At 43.7% G+C, this 22,066-nt stretch carries 19 protein-coding genes; 11 read left to right on the top strand and 8 right to left on the bottom strand.

All coding sequences use genetic code 11. From position 1 onward, the window contains the following. Positions 1 to 96: 96 nt before the first annotated feature. Positions 97 to 273: a hypothetical protein gene (locus LGZ98_RS15665; protein ID WP_158536493.1), complete on the top strand. Its 177-nt coding sequence runs from the start codon at positions 97 to 99 to the stop codon at positions 271 to 273. 19 nt (positions 274 to 292) lie between these two features. Here LGZ98_RS15665 and LGZ98_RS15660 read toward each other — a convergent pair whose 3' ends face one another. The 6 genes from LGZ98_RS15660 to greB all read right to left on the bottom strand — a co-directional run bounded on the left by LGZ98_RS15660 (position 293) and on the right by greB (position 6,773). Then, positions 293 to 532 carry a FeoC-like transcriptional regulator gene (locus LGZ98_RS15660; RefSeq protein ID WP_113041218.1) on the bottom strand — a complete coding sequence of 80 codons (240 nt, stop codon included), beginning with the start codon at positions 530 to 532 and terminating at the stop codon, positions 293 to 295. 9 nt (positions 533 to 541) lie between these two features. Further along, entirely contained in the window at positions 542 to 2,854 is a 2,313-nt protein-coding gene (feoB, locus tag LGZ98_RS15655; protein ID WP_262978268.1) for a Fe(2+) transporter permease subunit FeoB, read from the bottom strand. A gap of 52 nt (positions 2,855 to 2,906) precedes the next feature. Continuing rightward, positions 2,907 to 3,140, bottom strand: coding sequence for a ferrous iron transporter A (gene feoA, locus LGZ98_RS15650; protein ID WP_112879608.1), 234 nt, complete (start codon positions 3,138 to 3,140; stop codon positions 2,907 to 2,909). Continuing rightward, positions 3,118 to 3,315, bottom strand: a complete 198-nt coding sequence (locus LGZ98_RS15645) for a hypothetical protein (RefSeq protein ID WP_158536492.1) — start codon at positions 3,313 to 3,315, stop codon at positions 3,118 to 3,120. Before LGZ98_RS15645 ends, feoA begins: the two co-directional genes overlap by 23 nt. Positions 3,316 to 3,552: 237 nt before the next feature. Further along, positions 3,553 to 5,877 carry a Tex family protein gene (locus tag LGZ98_RS15640; protein ID WP_262978267.1) on the bottom strand — a complete coding sequence of 775 codons (2,325 nt, stop codon included), beginning with the start codon at positions 5,875 to 5,877 and terminating at the stop codon, positions 3,553 to 3,555. A gap of 422 nt (positions 5,878 to 6,299) precedes the next feature. After that, positions 6,300 to 6,773: a transcription elongation factor GreB gene (gene greB, locus LGZ98_RS15635; RefSeq protein ID WP_228901655.1), complete on the bottom strand. Its 474-nt coding sequence runs from the start codon at positions 6,771 to 6,773 to the stop codon at positions 6,300 to 6,302. 927 nt (positions 6,774 to 7,700) lie between these two features. Here greB and ompR point away from each other — a divergent pair. The 10 genes from ompR (at position 7,701) to LGZ98_RS15585 (ending at position 17,094) form a co-directional block, all read left to right on the top strand. Further along, a complete protein-coding gene (gene ompR, locus LGZ98_RS15630) occupies positions 7,701 to 8,420 on the top strand; it encodes an osmolarity response regulator transcription factor OmpR (protein ID WP_113041215.1) in 720 nt (239 codons plus the stop codon). Continuing rightward, positions 8,417 to 9,748, top strand: a complete 1,332-nt coding sequence (gene envZ, locus LGZ98_RS15625) for a two-component system sensor histidine kinase EnvZ (RefSeq protein WP_113041214.1) — start codon at positions 8,417 to 8,419, stop codon at positions 9,746 to 9,748. Before ompR ends, envZ begins: the two co-directional genes overlap by 4 nt. A 216-nt stretch (positions 9,749 to 9,964) precedes the next feature. After that, entirely contained in the window at positions 9,965 to 11,005 is a 1,041-nt protein-coding gene (gene pstS, locus LGZ98_RS15620) for a phosphate ABC transporter substrate-binding protein PstS (protein ID WP_262978266.1), read from the top strand. Between the two features lie 131 nt (positions 11,006 to 11,136). After that, positions 11,137 to 12,093, top strand: coding sequence for a phosphate ABC transporter permease PstC (gene pstC / locus LGZ98_RS15615; RefSeq protein ID WP_262978265.1), 957 nt, complete (start codon positions 11,137 to 11,139; stop codon positions 12,091 to 12,093). A 1-nt stretch (position 12,094) separates the two neighbouring features. Continuing rightward, positions 12,095 to 12,985, top strand: coding sequence for a phosphate ABC transporter permease PstA (gene pstA / locus LGZ98_RS15610; protein ID WP_113041212.1), 891 nt, complete (start codon positions 12,095 to 12,097; stop codon positions 12,983 to 12,985). Between the two features lie 26 nt (positions 12,986 to 13,011). Continuing rightward, a complete protein-coding gene (pstB, locus tag LGZ98_RS15605; protein WP_113041211.1) occupies positions 13,012 to 13,788 on the top strand; it encodes a phosphate ABC transporter ATP-binding protein PstB in 777 nt (258 codons plus the stop codon). Between the two features lie 14 nt (positions 13,789 to 13,802). Then, positions 13,803 to 14,522 (top strand): phosphate signaling complex protein PhoU, encoded by a 720-nt coding sequence (gene phoU, locus LGZ98_RS15600; RefSeq protein ID WP_113041210.1) that lies wholly within the window; start codon positions 13,803 to 13,805, stop codon positions 14,520 to 14,522. A 167-nt stretch (positions 14,523 to 14,689) separates the two neighbouring features. After that, positions 14,690 to 15,526, top strand: a complete 837-nt coding sequence (locus LGZ98_RS15595) for an ABC transporter substrate-binding protein (RefSeq protein WP_113041209.1) — start codon at positions 14,690 to 14,692, stop codon at positions 15,524 to 15,526. Between the two features lie 85 nt (positions 15,527 to 15,611). Continuing rightward, positions 15,612 to 16,349, top strand: coding sequence for an amino acid ABC transporter permease (locus LGZ98_RS15590; RefSeq protein ID WP_112895597.1), 738 nt, complete (start codon positions 15,612 to 15,614; stop codon positions 16,347 to 16,349). 1 nt (position 16,350) lies between these two features. Then, on the top strand, positions 16,351 to 17,094 hold the full coding sequence (locus LGZ98_RS15585; protein ID WP_262978264.1) for an amino acid ABC transporter permease: 744 nt from the start codon (positions 16,351 to 16,353) through the stop codon (positions 17,092 to 17,094). 361 nt (positions 17,095 to 17,455) lie between these two features. On the opposite strand, the gene cdiI is transcribed toward LGZ98_RS15585, so the two are convergent. Then, positions 17,456 to 17,806 carry a ribonuclease toxin immunity protein CdiI gene (gene cdiI / locus LGZ98_RS15580; RefSeq protein WP_146747585.1) on the bottom strand — a complete coding sequence of 117 codons (351 nt, stop codon included), beginning with the start codon at positions 17,804 to 17,806 and terminating at the stop codon, positions 17,456 to 17,458. Continuing rightward, a partial coding sequence (locus LGZ98_RS15575) for a DUF637 domain-containing protein (protein ID WP_262978263.1) occupies positions 17,803 to 22,066 on the bottom strand: 4,264 nt, incomplete at its 5' end. The genes cdiI and LGZ98_RS15575, both read right to left, overlap by 4 nt.

The raw sequence follows: 22,066 nt of genomic DNA, 5'->3' as shown, positions 1-22,066 counted from the left end.
ATTTAATCCCTGAGAATTTAAAGGCAGAAATCGATGCTGCCTTTGAGAAATTAGCGGCGGGCAAATCATAATTCTTATCTCGCCCAAGTAGCAAAATTGCGAAATGGAAGAAAAGAAAGCCGCAATAAGAGCTATACCTTATGGATTTCAAGATGGATCGCGACGGCAAGGGAGCGAATCCCCGGGAGCATAGAGAACTATGTGACCGGGGTGAGTGAGTGCAGCCAACAAAGAGGCAACTTGAAAGATGACGGGTATAAACGAAACGCATAAAACCAATACAATTAAATGATTAACATCCCCCAGCGATCCGATAAACCGCTGTATCACATTTCTGTGTTTCAGGGCATTGTTTGCAACTGCCGCTTAGGCAAGCAGTTGCATCAACTTTTTCCAATTTGCCCATCACTGTAAGTTGTTCAAGCATAGCGGCAATTATCTGTACGGACGCGCAAAGCTGGTGGCTCAACAGTTTGGCATCTGCCCGTCCATTCAGAGCAACGGCATCCCTTACTTGTAATAGGCTAATCATTTTCAATTCCTAGTGACAGTTTCCGCTGGAGCAGTGGCAGCTATTTCCCGGGTTGCTGATTAACTTCATCGTCACACGGCTGCGTGCCCGCCGTAGGAAGTAGAACACCAGTGCGTTAAATATGACGACGGTCAGAATGGTAATCAGGCCGCTTTGTGGATGTTGTGAGAAAGTCACCATCTGGTAAAACAGGGCTGAAATTGAATAAGCCACGTTCAGTCCCCACAGAATAGAGAATGTCATCCAGCCACGGCTTGTTTCGCGAGCAATCGCGCCCATCACCGAAACACAAGGCACATATAACAGAACAAAGATCAGATAACTGTAAGCTGAAATAGCGGAGCCAAATTTGGCGCTCATGGTTCCCATAGAACCGATATCCATCTCACCGTCACCTTTATTAGCTTCGATTGGGTTGGCAAGCACGCTCAGAGTGAAGGTATCTTTCAAACTATCCCAAGTTTCACCAACTGCATCTTTCAGTTCAGCAAACAGGTTGAACTCATCTGCATTAAACGGTTCATTAGCAATGTTTTCTGCGGTATACAGCGTATTGAGTGTCCCAACTACCACTTCTTTTGCCATTGCACCAGTTATCAGACCTACGGTTGCTTGCCAGTTATCAGAGTGAACGCCAATTGGCTGTAACACGGGCGTAATAGCCTTGCTGACTGAAGCCAGAGCGGATTGGTTGATGCTATCTACCGCCTTGCCAGAAAATGAGAAACTGTTAAGAGCGCCGATGAACATACTGGCGATAACGATCACTTTACCGGCACGGATGACAAAACCTTTCAGGCGTTGCCAGGTTTGCAGAAGCAGAGTTTTTAGATGTGGAATGTGGTAAACCGGAAGCTCCATAATGAATGGTGAGGCTTCGCCGCGCATAATGGTGTATTTCAACATCAGGCCAGTCAGAATAGCGACGACAATACCCAATATATAAAGGGAAAAAACAAAAGTTGCCCCATTTTTGCCAAAGAATGCGGCGGCAAATACAGCAAAGATGGCTAATCGTGCACCGCAAGACATAAAGGGGGCCATCATTATCGTGATCAAACGTTCACGCGGAGCATCCAGCGTTCTTGCCCCCATAATGGATGGGACGTTACAACCGAAGCCAACGATCAACGGGACAAATGATTTGCCCGGTAGCCCAAGAATTTGCATCAGACGATCCATGACAAATGCAGCCCGCGCCATGTAGCCAGAATCCTCAAGGAAAGAGAGGAATAAATACATCATGCCGATTTGTGGTACCAGCGGCAAAACTGTGTTGATACCACCACCGATGCCTTGCGCGAGGAAAACCGTCAGCCATGCTGGAAAGCTTAAGGTATGCCCAAGCCATTGAACCCCATGAATGAAAATAGCGACAGAACCACTGTCAAAGATAGGTTGTAGCGCACCACCGATATTAATTGCCAGCACGAACATTAAATACATAACCGCCAGAAAAATAGGTACGCCTAACCAACGATTAAGGATAATTTTATCGATTGCTTGGGTGAGCTTATTTGGCATGGCTTTTTGGGTATCAATCACGGCCATGCACAATGTATTGATGCTTTGATAGCGCGCATCGGCAATCAACAGTTCGGGTTCGTCATATTGCTGTTGTTGCAAGCGTTCCTTGGATTCAGCCAGCATTGAGGTAGCAAGACCGGAACGTTCCAGGCTGTAAATATCCCCTTCAAGCATTTGAAGCGTTAACCAACGGCGTTGTTGAGCATGAAAATTGTCTGAAATCGCACCAGATAACGTCTCAATTTCTTGCAACAGGCAATCAGGGTAGTGAATCAGTGACTGCCCGGAATTCTGCTTATGGCGGTCAATTGCCCGTTTCAGCTCATTTACTCCCGTTGCTCGGGTTGAAACCATTGGAATGATTGGACAACCCAGGCGCTGCTCCAGTTCGGCAATATTAATTTGGATATGCTGACTGTCAGCGATATCCAGCATATTAAGCGCAACGATGCATGGAATGCCTAATTCCAACAGTTGTAACGTCAGATAGAGATTTCGTTCAAGGTTAGAAGCATCTACGACGTTAATCAGCATGTCAGCATCACCGCTCAGGATATAGTGGCAGGCTATCTGCTCATCCAGTGATGTTTGCTCAGAAATCGTGGTTAGAGAGTAGGTTCCCGGCAGGTCAACTAACTCAATTTTGTGTTCCGCGGTGGTAAAACGACCAACTTTTCGTTCTACTGTAACGCCAGCCCAGTTGCCTACACGTTGTCGGGCGCCAGTAAGTTGGTTAAATAATGTTGTTTTGCCGGCATTGGGGTTGCCAATTAGGCCAATGGTCAGTGCTTTCATGTTCTTGGTGCCAGATTAAATTAAGAGTAACTGTTTCGTTGCTTGCAACGGATTATGCGTTGCATTGAACGCTGTCTAATGTGAGAAATTCCAAGTCTTTTTTTCTCAGAATCAGGCTGACTCTGCGAGTCTCAATTTGTATCGGATCACCTAAAGGCGCTAAGCGGACAACATGAAACGAAGAACCAGGCAACATACCTAATGACAGCAATTTCTGTCGGTAAGCCGGGCTGATCTTCGGAGAAAAACCAATGATCTTGTAACTATGGTCTGGAAGAAGTTGCATATAACCTTCCGGGATCTGTGGTAAGTAAGATATACCCGTTATCTTTCAAGTTGCCTCTTTGTTGGCTGCACTCACTCACCCCAGTCACATAGTTCGCTATGCTCCCGGGGATTCGCTCCCTTGCCGTCGCGATGCATCTTGAAATCCGTAGGGTATAATATCGAAAATTAGTCATACTCATTATTATGAAGTATGATTTGCATCCAATTCATAATAATTGTAAATGAGAATAATAACCAACATTAATTTCAATGTTAATCCTATTTTCATTTTTGGTGTTAATTTAATCACTTAGTCACTCAGAGTTGATATGAATCTGTGAGTTTGGATTCTTTCTGGCAGGAACCAAAAAACGTGCACTGCCGAAGCAGTGCATCTGTTTACAGTGATAGAAGTTACAGTGACAGGAATCTTAACGTTTTTTTCCAAATGCGGCAGCTAGCGCATCACTCATAGCACTGTTTCCGGCTGAGGTAGAAGAACGGGAAGTGTTACGGTTCCTGTCATTACGTTCAGGACGGCGGTCAGCTTGTGCACTGTTATTGCGGCGTGAGGGAGTTTCTCCCGGTTGCTCATCAAGACGCATGGTCAGAGCAATGCGCTTGCGGTTCAGATCAACTTCCAGCACTTTTACTTTAACGATATCACCCGCTTTTACCACGGTGTGAGGATCTTCTACAAAGCGATTGGACAGCGAAGAGATATGAACTAAACCATCTTGATGAACGCCGATATCGACAAATGCGCCAAAGTTAGTCACGTTAGTGACTGCACCTTCCAGCACCATTCCCGGATGCAGATCATTCATGGTTTCCACGCCTTCCGTGAAAGTCGCGGTTTTAAACTCGGGTCGTGGATCGCGGCCAGGTTTTTCCAGCTCTTTCAAAATATCGGTAACGGTTGGAACACCAAATCGCTCGGTGGTGAAATCCTGAGGTTGCAATCCACGTAATGAGGCAGGGTTACCCATCAATTCTTGGAGTTTCTGCTCAGTGGCCGCCAGAATTTTTTCCACTACCGGATAAGCTTCTGGATGAACGGTCGATGCATCCAGTGGGTTATCACCGTGATTAATCCGCAGGAATCCAGCACATTGCTCAAAAGCCTTTGGCCCAAGACGATTGACTTTTAGTAATTGTGTTCGGTTATTGAAACGGCCGTTCTCATCACGCCAGTTGATGATATTCTGGGCAATCATGCGGGTCAACCCGGCAACTCTGGTTAGCAGTGGAACAGAAGCGGTATTGAGATCCACGCCGACGGCGTTTACGCAATCTTCAACGACGGCATCCAATTTTTTGGCAAGCTGACTCTGGCTGACATCATGTTGATACTGACCGACACCGATGGATTTCGGATCGATTTTCACCAATTCGGCCAGTGGATCTTGCAAGCGACGGGCGATAGAGACTGCTCCACGTAGTGAAACGTCCAGATCAGGAAATTCCAGTGCCGCCAACTCGGAGGCAGAATAAACCGATGCCCCTGCCTCACTGACAATCACTTTTTGGGCTTTTATCTCTGAGAACTGCTTTTGCACATCCGCGAAGAAACGTTCTGTTTCACGGGAAGCTGTTCCGTTACCGATGGCGACCAGTTCCACTTGATGTTTGAGACACAAGGCTGCCACGCTTGCAGCAGCTTTAGCCGCTTGCCCGGTGTGTGGATAGATCGTGTCTGTGGCAATCAGTTTGCCGGTTGCATCGATAACAGCTACTTTGACACCGGTACGCAGACCGGGATCGAGCCCCATTGTTGCACGCATACCCGCTGGCGCGGCCATCAATAGATCTTGCAGGTTGCGGGCGAATACTTTGATGGCTTCATCTTCCGCTTTCTCTCGCAAGGTACTCATCAATTCAGTTTCAAGATGCAGCAATACCTTAACGCGCCAGGTCCAGTTCACTACGGCTTTACGCCAGCTATCTGCCGGTGCATTATTCAGGCGCAGATTAAGATGCTGCGTAATAATCTGTTCGCAATAGCTCTCTTTTGGTGGTTCATCAAACTGGGGATCAGCATTTAGCGAAAGTTGCAGTATTCCTTCATTACGACCACGGAACATAGCTAATGCACGGTGAGAAGGGACTTGTGCAATAGGTTCATGATGATCAAAATAGTCGCGGAATTTAGCGCCTTCTTCCTCTTTTCCTGCAACGACTTTAGCGACCAAATGGGCATTCTTCCATAGATAGTCACGTACTTTCGCCAATAACGCGGCATCTTCGGCAAAACGTTCCATTAGGATATAACGCGCGCCATCCAGAGCCGCTTTGGTATCAGCCACACCTTTATCGATATCAACAAAGGTAACGGCAACCTGCTCTGGTTCTTGCTGTGGATCTTGCCACAAGGCGTCCGCTAGTGGTTCAAGACCCGCTTCAATAGCGATTTGTCCACGAGTACGGCGTTTCGGTTTGTATGGCAGATAGAGATCTTCCAGCTCTGTTTTGCTGAGAGTTCCATTAATGGCTTCTGCCAGCTCTGGGGTCAGTTTGCCTTGCTCATCAATGGATTTAAGAATGGTCTGGCGGCGGTCCGACAGTTCGCGCAGATAACTAAGGCGGGTTTCAAGTTGACGGAGTTGGGTGTCATCCAGACCTCCGGTAACTTCTTTCCGATAGCGTGCGATAAAAGGGACAGTATTCCCTTCATCAAGCAGGCTAATCGCAGAAAGTACCTGTTGTGGCCGCGCTTGTAGCTCATTTGCAATAATTTGGCTCAGAGATTCATTCATGTTGCATTTTCTTCTGGTGGATAAGCTTCAAATATTCATAAAACCCCCTTTATACGTTCTGAGAGCAATAATTTCCAGTTTACGTCTAATCTTATTTTGACGAGTTACGCTATAGCAACCGCGATTGAACTCAAATGTGAAAAGTTGTCGCTGGAACCATAAGTGTGTTATCGGATTTGCTATGAGCTGTTTCTGAATATACGAATTAAATTAAAAGGACAGTTAGAATAGGAAGAACTTGAGTTTCATCGTATTGTCCCAGAAGCAGGTAACTAATGAATTACAAATCTACTTTTGACTTTCGTTAAAAATGGAGGGATTACTTAAAAAATTTATTTAATGGAATACGAACATGTTTACTTCCAGATTAACAATGTTGCACTTAATTATGTGAATCTACCCATTTTAAATTTTTTAATAGGCTAATTCGTATATTCGATTTCATTCACGTACCACAACACTTTTCCTGTTGGTGTATGAACGATTGCACTATCTCCAACTTCTTTTTTCAATAAAGCCCGGGCCATTGGAGAATCGATGGATATGTAGTCTTTGCGACCAAAAATTTCGTCGTACCCGACAATACGGAAGCGTTTAATCTCACCTTGATCATTTTCGATCTCTACCCATGCACCGAAGAACACTCGTCCATCTTGTTGAGGGGAATAATCAACACACCGCAATTCTTCTAAGCTTTTGGTTAGATATCGGACTCTGCGATCAATCTCCCGTAGCCTCTTCTTGTTATATTGATAATCTGCGTTTTCACTCCGATCACCGAGGCTTGCTGCCCAAGTCACTTTTTTAGTCACCTCTGGACGCTCTTCACGCCAGAGATAATCCAGTTCTTCCTTTAATTTGTTGTAGCCTTCGCGGGTTATCAGTTTAGTTTTCATTTTACGTTGATATATATAGATACCGTAGTTAACCTCATAAGTATATAAAACAGCCCATTTTGGTAGATGTCAAATTGAGACTCGGTTTTTAGTCATTAGTCAATAAATCCCGGCTGTTTTGCAAGATTAACGTATTAGTGACATTCAGGCCGTCGTTGGTTGAATAAATTTATCTTTATCACTGTTGATGGATTGAATCGGCTGCGTGGCAAGAGAATACGATACTCTCCCACTGTGGTGAACATGGATTAAAACGAGAGATAAAGGGTTAACAGACGGTTTCGAGTTAGCATTATCGGTAACAAGATTGCTTTACCTGTCTGCTCATTATGATATTTGGCTCTAATATTTATAACGTTCATCATATAATTTATGGTTCTGTGTACTGAATAGTATGTATGCTGTGAATCTTGCTGGTGATGAAACAGGCTGTTAAGGTTTAAGTGAAGAAAAAACAAGCGAAATTGTTTACTATAGTCAGGAAAGGTGACGAAAATTCGACCGTCGCGTGATTTCTTGTTCAAACGTTGGTGAGCTGAACATTATCGATCCAGATCCTCGTTAGTAAGGGAAAACCGTGGCGGGGGTAAGCAGATAATATGCAGCAAAGGGCATTTTTCGTTTAGTCTGCCTGATGAATTTAATCCCGCTAATAAATAGATTTCTATCGATTTGCCGGTCACCAGGGTGCTAATTGATGGATTGGTGGATGGCAAAATAACGGTAGAAATTCGATAGTTGACAGTGAATTACTGCGTTCTCATTGTCAGTAATAAACCACTAAATTAATCATTCGAATTAATAACTGTGGAAATAAGTCCTATTAGGAATAGTCTCAAAATACAGATATCTGATTTCTATCTTTGGGTTAATCTCTTTCAAAATGATAAATTTATCAAAGCATGTAGTGTTTTTTGGAGTTTGATAATGCAAGTAGATAACAAGATCCTTGTGGTGGATGATGATATGCGTTTACGAACGTTATTAGAGCGTTATCTGACAGAACAAGGTTTTCAGGTACGTAGTGCTGCTAATGCGGAGCAGATGGACCGCTTACTGACACGGGAATCTGTTAGCTTAATCGTATTGGATTTAATGTTACCAGGAGAGGATGGGCTTTCTGTCTGCCAAAGGCTGAGAAACCAAAGTAATCCGGTACCGATTATTATGGTGACGGCGAGAGGAGAAGAGGTAGATCGTATTGTTGGGCTAGAAATTGGCGCTGATGATTATATTCCGAAGCCATTTAATCCCCGTGAGCTATTAGCGCGTATCCGGGCGGTATTACGTCGTCAGGCGAATAAGTTATTGGGCCTACCGGCTGAGGATGATGCGATTATTAATTTTGGTAAGTTTAGCCTCAATTTGAGTACGCGGGAAATGTTTCAGGGAGATGAACATATTCAATTAACCAGTGGAGAATTTGCTGTATTGAAAGTACTGGTTTCTTATCCTGGCGTGCCATTGTCCCGTAATAAACTGATGAGCTTAGCGCGTGGCCGGGAATATAGCACAATGAAGCGATCGATTGATGTCTTGGTTTCACGTCTGCGTCGTGTGATTGAAGAAGATCCTACACATCCTCGTTATATCCAGACTATCTGGGGTCTGGGTTATGTCTTTGTGCCAGACGGAATTCGTGTATGAAATTATTGCGATTCTCCCCTCGCAGCACGTTTACCCATACTTTATTCTTGATTATGGCTATGCTGTTTATCAGTTTGGTAACCAGCTACTTGGTTGTTGTGAATTTCGTTATCATGCCAAGTTTGCAGCAGTTCAATAAGGTATTAGCGTATGAAGTTCGTACCCTAATGGCTGAAAAGTTGAAGCTAGAGGATGGCTCTTTTCTGGTGATATCGCCAGTAGTTCGCCGGGAGATTTATCAGGAGTTGGGTATTACGCTCTATTCTGAATCTGACGCGGAGATACAAGGTTTACGTTGGGCCAGACGTTATGATTTCCTGAGTGAGAAGATGGGCGAGTACCTTGGTGGTAAGGCTGATCTTCGTCTGGAGATAAACACAGATAGCCCTATACTTTGGCTTAATTCTTATCTGGCCCCCGATATTTGGGTCAGGGTTCCTTTGACTGAGATCGAACAAAATCAATTCTCTCCTATTTTCCGCTATGCACTGGCAATTCTATTACTGGTATTTGGTTGTGTCTGGCTTTATATCCGTTTTCAGAACCGACCTTTACTGGAAATGGAGTATGCCGCCAAGCAAACAGGTAAAGGTATTATGATGCCAGCGGTGCGGGAAGCGGGTTCTCTGGAAGTTCGTGCAGCTATTCGCGCATTTAACCAAATGTCCTCCGGGATAAAGTTATTGGAAAGTGACCGCACGATATTAATTGCCGGAGTAAGCCATGATTTGCGTACGCCGCTGACACGTATCCGACTAGCAACAGAAATGATGAGCAAGGAAGATGCTTATCTGTCTGAATCTATCAATAAAGATATTGAAGAGTGTAACGCCATTATTGAGCAATTCATTGACTATCTCCGTACTGGGCAGGAAATGCCAATGGAATTCTGCGAGCTGAATTCTATTCTCAAAGAGGTGATTTCCGCAGAAAATGGCTATGAGCAGGATATTGAAAACCATCTGTCTCTTAACCCAATAACTGTTAACGCCAATCCGATTTCTATTAAACGGGCATTGGCTAATATGTTGGTTAATGCCAATCGTTATGGTAACGGCTGGATTAAAGTGAGTAGTGGTCAGACAAATAAATTTGCTTGGTTTCAGGTAGAAGATAATGGCGCTGGCATCAAACAGGAAGATTTGCCACGGTTATTTCAGCCATTCGTTCGCGGTGAAAGAGCACGCAGTAGTAGTGGAACAGGGTTAGGTCTGGCGATTGTTCAGCGAATTATTGATGCTCATGACGGGAAAATTGAAATGGGTACCAGCCCTAAAGGGGGATTATCTATCCGTGCTTGTATTCCTGTCGTGGAAGATAATTTTTAACGGTTTGATAATCATCTCCTAATATTTGATTTTAATGGTGTGTGGAGATGACAGTTTTATGTCAGTCTCAGGTTAAGTTTCCATTACGCTGTCATAAAAATGTCATAATTAAGACATTTTGCTGTAATTAAATTGACCTATTTTTCCTCCTGCACCTTATTTTGATTTGACGAATATATTTCCTTGTTGATTCTCAATATCCCATTAGGAGGGATTATGAAACTGATGCGTACCATCATAGTCGGCATAATGGCAGCGACGTTTTCTTTGACAACCCTGTCTGTATTTGCTGCCACTAGCTTAACCGGGGCAGGTGCGACATTTCCCGCACCGGTGTATGCCAAGTGGGCGGATTCTTATCAAAAAGAGACAGGTAATAAAGTCAATTATCAAGGCATCGGTTCTTCCGGTGGCGTAAAACAAATTCTGGCAAATACCGTTGATTTCGGGGCTTCCGATGCCCCTTTATCCGATGAAAGGTTAGTTGCTGATGGCTTGTTTCAGTTTCCAACCGTCATCGGTGGGGTGGTACTGGCGATTAATATCCCGGGGATTAAATCCGGTGAATTAACATTAGATGGTAAAACTTTAGGCGATATTTATTTAGGTAAAGTGAAAAAGTGGAATGATCCAGCAATTACTCAATTAAATCCGGGAGTCAAACTGCCGGAGCAAGATATTGCTGTGATACGTCGTGCTGACGGTTCCGGTACCTCCTTTGTATTTACTAGCTACCTCTCTAAAGTGAATAAAGCGTGGCAAGAAAAAGTTGGCATGGGTTCCACCGTAAGCTGGCCTATTGGTTTAGGCGGTAAAGGTAATGATGGGGTTGCCGCATTTGTTCAGCGTCTGACGGGGTCCATTGGTTATGTTGAATATGCTTACGCTAAACAGAATCATCTGGCTTATACCAAATTGGTATCTGCTGACGGCAATATTGTTAGCCCGACAGGAAAAAGTTTCAGTGCCGCAGCGAAGAAAGCAGAATGGCATAAAACGTTTGCTCAGGATTTGACAAACCAGCAAGGTGAAAATGCGTGGCCGATGACTTCCACCACATTTGTTCTGGTTCATAAACAGCAGAAAAATGCAGTGAAGGGGGCAGAAATATTGAAATTCTTTGACTGGGCTTATGAGAAAGGCAGTAAACAGGCAAATGAGCTAGATTATGCAACCTTGCCCAAAGAGGTGATTGAGCAAGTTCGTGCGGCTTGGAAAACCCAGATAAAAGATAGCAATGGTAACGTCCTGTATTAAGTCGTGTTGATAGTGATTGTTTTAAATATCGATTATTTTAAATATCGATTGCTTTAAATATCGATTAAATTTGTCGTTTTAATTTCTCCCCCGTTTAAGGGGGAGTTAACCCCGAAATGAGAATAAGCTCTATGGCCGAACAAAAAACGGCAATGAAAGCACCCAGTAAAAATGGCGATATTATTTTCAGCGCACTGGTTAGGCTAGCTGCGCTGATAACTTTATTTTTGCTAGGAGGCATCATTATCTCGCTGATTATTGCCTCCTGGCCTAGTATTCAACAGTTTGGCATCTCTTTCCTCTGGCAGAAAACGTGGGATGTTCCGGCAGAGCGATTTGGCGCCTTGATACCGATTTACGGTACATTGGTTACTTCGCTGATTGCGTTGATTATCGCAGTGCCTGTCAGTTTTGGGATTGCCCTATTCCTAACGGAATTGGCGCCTAACTGGCTGAAACGTTCGCTCGGTATTGCCATTGAGTTACTGGCTGCCATCCCAAGTATTGTGTATGGCATGTGGGGGTTGTTTGTTTTTGCGCCGTTGTTTGCCACCTATTTCCAGCAGCCCGTCGGCAATCTCCTCGCCAGCATGCCAATTGTGGGCGAATTGTTCTCCGGCCCTGCCTTTGGCATTGGTATTCTGGCGGCGGGTGTCATTCTCGCTATCATGATTATCCCTTATATTGCTTCGGTTATGCGTGACGTCTTTGAACAGACGCCGGTGATGATGAAAGAATCCGCTTATGGTATCGGCTGTACTACTTGGGAAGTTATCTGGCACATCGTGTTGCCTTACACCCGAAATGGCGTGATTGGTGGTGTCATGTTGGGGCTTGGTCGTGCGTTGGGAGAAACGATGGCGGTGACTTTTATTATCGGTAACACCTACCAACTCGACAGTTTTTCACTGTTTATGCCCGGCAACAGCATCACTTCCGCGCTGGCGAATGAATTCGCGGAAGCAGAGTCTGGTTTGCATACCGCATCATTGATGGAACTTGGTCTGATTCTATTTGTGATCACCTTTATTGTGCTGGCGCTATCGAAATTGATGATTATGCGTCTGGCGAAGAATGAGGGGCGCTGATATGACAACCGTAGGCAGACAAAAGCCTATTGACGCCAATGTACGTAGCCGTAGCCGTAAACAGGCATGGCGCCGTCAAAAAAATCGCTTCGCTCTGCTGTTATCAATGGCGACCATGCTGTTTGGTTTGTTTTGGCTGGTATGGATTCTGTTCTCCACCGTCACCAAAGGTTTCGATGGCATGTCATTGGCGTTGTTCACCGAAATGACGCCACCACCGAATACGGAAGGTGGTGGTTTGGCAAATGCCATTGTTGGCAGTGGATTACTGATTCTGTGGGCGACGGTTATCGGTACGCCTCTGGGGATCATGGCAGGTATCTATTTGGCGGAATATGGCCGCCGTTCATGGCTGGCAGAGGTGATCCGCTTTGTAAATGATATTTTGCTGTCAGCCCCTTCTATTGTTGTCGGTTTATTTGTTTACACTGTCATTGTGACGAAAATGCAGCACTTTTCCGGTTGGGCGGGGGTGATTGCTTTGGCGTTGCTACAGGTGCCGATTGTGATCAGAACTACGGAAAACATGTTAAAACTGGTTCCTGATAGCCTGCGCGAAGCCGCCTATGCCTTAGGCACACCGAAGTGGAAGATGATTTCAGCCATTACGCTGAAAGCATCCGTATCCGGCATTATCACTGGTGTGCTGCTGGCCATTGCCCGAATTGCTGGAGAGACGGCGCCATTACTGTTCACTTCGCTTTCCAATCAGTTCTGGAGTACCGATCTGAGCCAGCCAATTGCTAACTTACCGGTTACCATTTTTAAATTTGCCATGAGTCCATTCTCCGAATGGCAGCAACTGGCGTGGGCAGGCGTATTATTGATAACCCTGTGTGTATTGCTGATTAACATTGTGGCGCGTGTGCTATTTGTCAAGAAAAAGCACTAACTGATATTTTCAACAGAGAGAAGTAAATGAGCATAGTTAATGATATCGCTAGCAGCAAAATTCAGGTCCACAATCTGAACTTTTACTATGGCAAATTTCATGCGCTGAAAAACATAACGTTGAATATTGCAAAGAACAAAGTTACCGCTTTTATCGGTCCGTCGGGTTGCGGTAAGTCTACATTACTACGAACTTTCAACAAAATGTATGAACTGTATGGTGAGCAGCGGACAGAAGGTAAAATTTTGTTGGATGGCAATAATATCCTGACTGATAAACAGGATGTGGCGCTGCTACGGGCAAAAGTTGGCATGGTATTCCAAAAACCAACGCCATTTCCGATGTCCATTTACGACAATATCGCGTTTGGTGTCCGTCTGTTTGAAAAACTCTCCAGAGCAGAAATGGATGAACGTGTTCAGTGGGCTTTGACAAAAGCCGCTTTATGGAATGAAACCCGGGATAAGTTGTATCAGAGCGGATACAGTCTATCTGGCGGGCAACAGCAACGTTTGTGTATTGCGCGTGGCATTGCGATCCGGCCAGAAGTTTTGCTGTTGGATGAACCTTGTTCAGCCCTCGACCCGATTTCTACCGGTCGAATTGAAGAGTTGATCAGCGAATTGAAATCTGAATATACCGTGGTGATTGTGACGCATAATATGCAACAGGCCGCGCGTTGTTCAGACCACACGGCGTTTATGTACCTTGGTGAATTAATTGAATTCAGTGATACAGACACATTGTTTACCACACCAAAAATGAAACAAACTGAAGATTATATTACTGGTCGTTATGGTTAATTACGGGGCATAACATGGACAATCTGAATCTCAATAAGCATATTTCTGGTCAGTTTAACGCTGAACTGGCACATATCCGTACCGAACTGATGGCAATGGGTGGGCTGGTGGAGGAGCAACTCTCCAAAGCCATTACCGCGATGCATAATCAGGATGCCGCATTGGCGCGTGAAGTGATTGAGGATGATCATAAGGTCAATATGATGGAAGTGGCTATTGATGAAGCGTGTGTTCGCATCATAGCTAAGCGTCAGCCAACGGCCAGTGATCTGCGGCTGATTATGTCAATTTCGAAAACAATCGCTGAACTAGAAAGAATTGGTGATGTGGCAAATAAAATTTGCCAGACGGCACTTGAGAAATTCTCACATCAGCATCAACCATTGTTGGTTAGCTTGGAATCCCTTGGCCGTCATACCATCCAGATGCTGCATGATGTGTTAGATGCCTTTGCCCGCATGGATCTGGAAGAAGCGATTCGTATCTATCACGAAGATAAAAAGGTGGATAAAGAGTATGAAGGTATTGTCCGCCAGCTTATGACTTATATGATGGAAGATCCTCGAACCATCCCAAGTGTACTGACCGTCCTGCTTTGTGCACGCTCTATTGAACGAATAGGTGATCGTTGTCAAAACATCTGTGAATTCATTTTCTACTATGTTAAAGGGCAGGATTTCCGGCATGTAGGTGGTGATGAATTGGAAAAACTGTTGACGAAAGATAACGAATAGCTTGCTAACCACTTGGTCAATAATCTGAATGCTGGTATTTTTACCGGCATTTTTTTTGCCTTATAATTGCTGATAGTTATAAATATAGTTATTTATATTATTTCATGCACTATAGTGAAATTGATAGCTTGGAATAATAAAGAATTAATTATTGTCAGGAGAGTTTAATGAAATCTCGCGTTCTTATTACGGCGTTATTGGCTGGGTTAACATTGGTTACTGGTGCTGCAAAGGCGGATAAACTGGATGATATTAAAAAAGCCGGCGCAGTGCGGATAGCTGTTTTCGACAGTAACCCGCCGTTTGGTTTTATTGACCCGCAAACCAAAAAACTGGCGGGTTATGATGTAGATATCGCAAATGCGATTGCGAATGATCTTGGGGTTAAATTGGTGTTGCGTCCAACTAACCCGGCAAACCGTTTACCCCTATTGGCATCAAAGAAAGTTGATTTGATTGCCGCCAACTTTACCGTTACTAATGAGCGTGCTAAGCAGGTTGATTTTTCAATCCCTTACTTTGCCACTGGGCAGAAATTTATTGCCCGTAAAGGGGTTTTAAAATCGCCTGAAGACATCAAAAACTTACGTATCGGTGCTGATAAAGGAACAGTACAGGAAATTACACTGCGTGAGCATTACCCGACAGCCAAAGTGATCTCTTATGATGACACACCTCTGGCATTTGCTGCGTTACGTAATGGCAATGTACAAGCCATCACTCAGGATGATGCTAAGTTAGTCGGTCTATTGGCTAATGTGCCGGAAGCCCAAAAAGCTGAATTTGAGATCTCTCCTTTTAGCATCACCCGTGAATATCAGGCAGTGGCTGCGGCGAAAGGACAAGAGCGCTTGGTTGAGGCGGTGAACCAAACTTTGCTGAAACTGGAAAAAGAGGGTGAAGCAGCGGAAATTTATAACCGTTGGTTTGGCCCGGAAACCAAATCGGCTCAACCGAGAGGTGACTTTAAGTTTGCGCCTTTGGAGCAGCAAACAGAGTCCTAATACTAATAAGTGATAAACCCTTGGTAACTAGCCTCGCCTGTTGTTGCGGGGCTTTGTCATTGGTAATACCGGGTAATTGTAAGATATGTTTGAGTTATTTGTTACAGAACAGTTGCTTGCTCCCCAATATTTGGGGTGGCTTTGGCAAGGTTTCCTGATTACGCTGTGGATATCCGCTTGTACCGTTGTCGCTTCCACCTTGCTAGGATTTGTATTGGCTGCTGCTCGTGATAGCCAATTGAAAATTCTCCGTTGGCCGGTAACCGCTTACACCACGCTATTTCGCAATACGCCTTTGCTGGTGCAACTGTTTTTCTGGTATTTCGCCTCAGGGCAAATACTGCCGCAAGAGGTGATGCTTTGGCTGAACACGCCTCATGAAATCAATCTATTAGGTCTACCATTGGCCTGGCCTTCATTCGAATTCCTGGCTGGATTTATTGGTTTGACTCTCTATTCAGCGCCATTCGTGGCAGAAGAGCTACGTGCTGGTATTCAGGGTATAGGGCGCGGGCAAAAATATGCAGCTCATGCACTGGGGCTCACTGGCTGGCAAGCAATGCGTTATGTGGTATTACCACAAGCGTTGAAGATCGCAACGCCGCCATTGCTAGGGCAATATATGAATATTGTGAAAAACTCGTCACTGACAATGGCAATTGGCGTGGCTGAGTTGTCATATGCTTCGCGTCAAGTAGAAACCGAAACATTGAAAACGTTTGAAGCATTCGGTGTTGCAACGGTGCTATATATCGCCATCATTGCCGTTATGGAAGGTTGGGGGCAATGGCGTCAACAACAAGCTATAACGAGAGGACATTAAAATGGATTTTTCAGTCATTGTAGAAAACTGGCGCTATCTACTGTTAGGTACGTTTCCTGATGGTCCTCTTGAAGGGGCGGCGTTGACGTTGATTATTAGCCTGATAGCCGGGGCGATTTCTATTGTATTGGGTACGGTTGCCGGTATTACTTTGGCAATGCTGAAAGGCTTCTGGGTTAATTTGTTAGCCGCGGTATTGGGCTTTTTCCGTGCAATTCCAGTCATTATGCTGATTTTCTGGACTTACTTCCTGTTGCCTGTGATGCTTGGTGTGGAAATTCCAGAGATTACCACGGTGGTTTGTGCTTTGGCGCTGATTACATCGGCTTACTTGGCTCATGGGGTAAAAGCGGGGATTATTGCGATTAGTGCCGGTCAGTGGCAAGCAGGGCTATCATTAGGTTTTAACCGTTGGCAGGTACTTTGGTACATTGTTTTGCCACAAGCGTTGCGTATGATGGTACCTTCCTTTATTAATCAGTGGATTGCGCTGATAAAAGATACCTCTCTGGCTTATATCGTTGGCGTGGCGGAATTATCATTTCTGGCAACTCAGGTTAATAACCGCAGCATGGTTTACCCGACAGAAGTCTTTTTATTTGTCGCGTTAATTTATTTCGTGATGTGTTTGGCATTGGAATTGACAGCAAACTATCTTGTTCGCCGATTTACTCTACAGCGTAGGAAAATATCGCTTTTCCGTTTCTGGCGGAAAGAAAAATTAGTTTTGGCTCCCCAATATTAGTTTTTCTCTTTACTTAATTATCTCTATCTAAGGCATAATCTCCCTATTTTAACGATAGGGAGATGGTTAATGTTAATTTAAATCAGTAACTTTATGAGAATAAGGAAAGAATATTAAAATAACAGAATAAATAATCTTTTTAGATAATATGATGGTAATTAGCCTGAAAAATATTACAATAATTGTGCTCTTTATTCTTCCCAACAATCGAAGCAACCGAAGCTTTACCGCCGATGGCACCACCAATACCGGCAGATTCTACCGCCTCTTTGGCTATCAGTGCACCTTTTTCCCAAGCGGGCCATATGATTGTTCAAACGTTAAAAAAGATCCTAGCATTCAATGCTAGGATCTTTCTGGTTTAAGGGAGTTGAGCAAGTAAGGATTTTACTTGCTCTGTATCTTCTGGATGTAATTGAAGATATTTCTCACAGGCTAGTTTTACATACTCAAAGCAAGTAGATTCGGGAACTATGATTTCACCTTCCCATACTCCGAACATTACTCCTTCGAAATGATATTCAGGATCAGGATCATCTAAGTTTGGGAAAGTACAATAGGTTTCATTAACTCCACACCCGTCCTTTTTTAGAACAAGCGGTAAAGCCCATAAAAATTCACCTTGGGAGTATATAGAATTAAAAAACTCCTTCATAACCCACTTAGAATCATTATCATAATCTATTTTTTCGAAAAGACGTTTATTACTCATTGTGTCACCGGGAAAAAGTTAGTAACTGCACCTGTTTTTTGATCTAAATAAACTTGAAACTTCACACCACCTGCGGTTGATTCATATTCTCGTAGACTTTGAGAAACTGCATTTTTATAACCATTAGAAACAGCCTGCTGTCCAAGATCTAACATTTTTTGGTCGGAAAAAATGTTTGGATCATATACTGTTTTCTTGAATATTTGGTTTTTGTAGCCAATAACATTTCCGGTTCTATCTTTTGCTGGTATTTGATACTCAATTTGCGTAATGCCTTTAACACTAGTTGGTGTCTGGTTAACAATTTTAATTCCATTTTCAGATGCCGCTTGATTGAAAGCATTAGCATTATGTGTACCACTTATCCCTTTTTTAGATATTCCATCAAATGTGGCTAAGTGATTTTTCTGGTTAATATTAAAATGAATTCCTTCTGGGTAAGTAGTCGTTCCCTTTCCAGCTGTGCCCTGATAAGGCTGTTTATTCTTCCCAACAATCGAGGCAACCGAAGCTTTACCGCCGATAGCACCACCAATACCGGCAGATTCTACTGCCTCTTTGGCTATTAGTGCACCTTTTTCCCAAGCGGGCAACGAGTTATATAACAGCCCTAAATCGTTTTGGTTTTCTGTCGTCACAAACTGGCTGAGACGATGAGTATCTTCAGCCGATAAGCCAAACATCCATCTCAGACCACTGATGGCATCCGCTGTTTTTATCCCACCTTCCATTTCAGCCTGATAGGTCAGTGTGCATAACCCACCGTTCCCGGCACAGTGAGACAACATTTCTGCCCGTTGTGTAGCGCTCAGTTTGTTGTATTTGTTCCAGATTGCTTCGGTAGGCGTTCCTTGCTTATTGGCTTCCTGGAGTTCTCTGACCAGATTGTAGGCATTCATGGAGTTCAGGTGGTTAAAGAGAATAACAATTTCCCCGGCATTAGCCCCACTGTTAGCCCCTTTGGCGCTGTTGGTCGCAATGGCACCTGCGACGCTGCCAATGATTTTGCCACCCGCCTGAATTTTCATTGGATCATTGAATGTTTTATCCAATGTTATCGCGGCCAGTTCTGCGGCTAATGCTCCAGCCGCCGCCCCTTTGGCATCACCGCCGCCAATTTCCGCAGCAAGGGCAGAAACCGCCGCATGGCTAATGGCTTTTCCGGGTAAATCTAACACCTGACCGTTAGCCCCAATCAACCCGGCACCTTCGGCGTTAATCTGGCTGCCAATATTGGCAAGTAATGCGGTGGTAAAATTGTCCTTAAAACTACCGCCATTGATGGTTGTACCAAGGCTGGAACTGATAATGGATTGACCGGCGATCCGTTGAGCCACTTTGCTCCAGTCGCCATTGCTCAGTTTAGGTAATGTCGCTTTTGCCGGGTCAATTTGAGCGCCATTGGCGGCTTTATCCCATCCCATGACGTTATCAAAACCCGCCAGTGCGCCACCAAGCGCCATTGAGGTAATGGTTGATTTAACGGTATCGCTGCTACCCAACACTTTTAGTGCTTTGGATAGATCACCCTGATTATCCACAATAGCAACCGCCGCCTGTGCCGTCAGTGATGACATTCCTGCGGTTAATGCCCCACCCGCAACGCTATTACCCGCATAAGATGCGACAGATGCCGCCAGAGAACTGCCTGCGGTTGCTGCCGCTGCCGCAATCGCAATCACCGCAGAAACCACCGGGTTTAAATGCTGGCTTTTGTGATCCCAACTGTCATAAGCATCCTTCACCACATTCCACTGGGTATCTTTATTTTCGTTGAGTCCTTTCAGCCAGGCGGTCTCCGGTGTATTCCCCAATACAGTCAGGACATTTTGTAATGACTGACCATTTTTCGCTTTGATATCCGCGCTGACACCTTTAGCCGCTTCTACGGTCAGTTTTCCGCCAATATGAATAGAGGGAAGAACCCACTTATCTTCGGTATAACCTTTATCCCTTTGCTTAATATAAAAGCCTTTGGAATAGGTAATAGTCTGTTCAAAAGCGGTATTTTTTACCGCTTTAAAATTGACTTTACCGTGAGTGCTGGTCAATTTGGCGTTTTTATTAGTGGCAATTTGACTGGCTTCGTAAGTGCTGTCATCCCGACTTAACAGATTAATATCACCACCCGCGGTAAATTCAGTGACTTTATTAGTGACATCATGACGGGTACGTTTAGCGGTTTTCTTCCTGCCATACCAATTACGACTTGTCTCTGTGTTCTCATAATGGTTAGATTCTTCCATCGCCTGAGCGTACAGATAGCCACCTTTCGCCGCGATATCCATTGCCCCTTTGGCCGCCAGTTTAGTGGCCTGAAAAAGAATACTGCCGTTTGAAAGCACGGTTAGCACACCACCACTGGTTAATTCAGTACTTTGTTGAGTATAGGTTTCTGTGATGCTGTTATCTTTGAAATAATCAGCGCGATCTTTGTAGAAGTGATTCCGAGCCGATTCGAAACGTATATCACCACCAGAGGTAATCGTTATATCACCATCAGAAAGTAACTTTGAACCCACAGTGGTAATGGCTCCATTGGCAGCCATTGTCAGCTTTTTAGTACCACGGATTTGTGTGCCATAATTTCTGTCATCTTTATGTTCATCATAATGCTCAGGTCTGTCATCGTCATTGTAAGCAATAGCAGAGTAAAGCAGGGGCAGGAGTGTGATATTCCTTCCAGAGGACAATAATACGTTACCGTTTGCCTGTATCTGAACCGCCTTTCCGTTAATATCTGTACCGCTGATGACACTGATATTATTCCCTGCGGTTAATTGGCTGCTTAATTCTCCTGAACGTGATGAAGGGAATAATTTACTCAGTGAAGGAGATAATTCACGGGGAGCCAGATCAATACTTTTTGCAGAAGTTAAATTGATGTCTTTTTCTGCGGAGAAACGAATACTCTTAGCCGATAAATTTCCACCGGCATTAATCACAATAGAACTTTTTGCATCCAGCTTACCCACTTTAGATAACATGTTATTAAAAAGTTCTTGTTCTTTAATGAAAGAGATAATACTGCCAATTCGTTTATGTGATAATAGCACCGCATTGTTATTATCAATGGTGATATCATTATTTGCCGTTAAAGTAATATTATCACTTTTAGTTAAAAATATGTCCCGAAAAATAATATTCTTACCTGCGTTTAGCAATAAATCACCTGTTGCCTCAATGCGGCTGATTATTCTATTACCATCATGGTTGAAATATCCGACAGTCTCATTGCTTTGCAATTTCAAATCAGCATTACGGCTAATAACAGTAATGTTTTTTCCCTTGATTTTACTCTGCAATACATCAATATTATTAGCGGCGATCATGGATACATCACCACCCGAAATAACTTCCCCGGTGTTTAATGTAACAGCGTCAGTTGCTAAAATCGTGATGTTGTTATTAGCTTTGATAATATTATTGTTGTTGATTTTCCCTGAATTTAAGACAATATTTTTAGCAGATAACGCATCATAACCCCCTGCAACGGTGATTTGGGACATTTCATTGATGTCATAAGGGGGTGGTGTGCGAATATTAATATTATCTTTAAAATCAGCGACAAGATTACCGGCAGCAACAACACTGGCGGGTTCAATAATATTGCTTTCATCCTCCCATGTTTTAACGTTTCCTGATCTGTCAAAGTCTGTCCTGATATATACGTCGCCACGGGAAGACACACTACCTTCGGTTTCCTTCTCAGTATATACAATATAATTATTTAGCACGCCGGTTATTTTGCTTTCATTAATAAAATTAATTCCTGTTAAGAAAATATCTTTTCCGGCACTCATCTTACTGACAAAATTCAATAACTCATCACTGTTGATATAAATGCTCTTTCCAGATGCTATCACTCCAGGTTGCTTACTGTCAGAATTGATGGTTTCAGTTCTGGCGTGATTTATATGAATTCCCCCATCTGTAGTATTATCTCTACCAAAATCAACACGCCCAAACCATTTATCAGGAAGTGGAGTGATTAATGCAGCTTCATGAATAACCGGGTCTCCAAAATCACAGGTTTTCGTTTCATTAATAATCAGGTTTTTATCTGTTGAATCTGGTATTAACTCCTTGTTTTTAACAACAAAAACATCACGTGTATTATTAAGTTTTTGGGTCCTGACAACCAAATCCCCCTTTACCGTCTTTATCGTCGCAGATTTATTCTCAATCAGATGACCTTTATTCCCCTGAGCATCTTTCTGTATCCACATATTATTATTGGCTTGCAGCAAGGCTTTATTA

This window comes from Photorhabdus kayaii, from assembly GCF_025384895.1.
Taxonomy (GTDB): Bacteria; Pseudomonadota; Gammaproteobacteria; order Enterobacterales; family Enterobacteriaceae; genus Photorhabdus; species Photorhabdus kayaii.
Note: the sequence above shows the minus strand (reverse complement) of the source record. Positions and strands in the feature narration are given on the sequence as shown.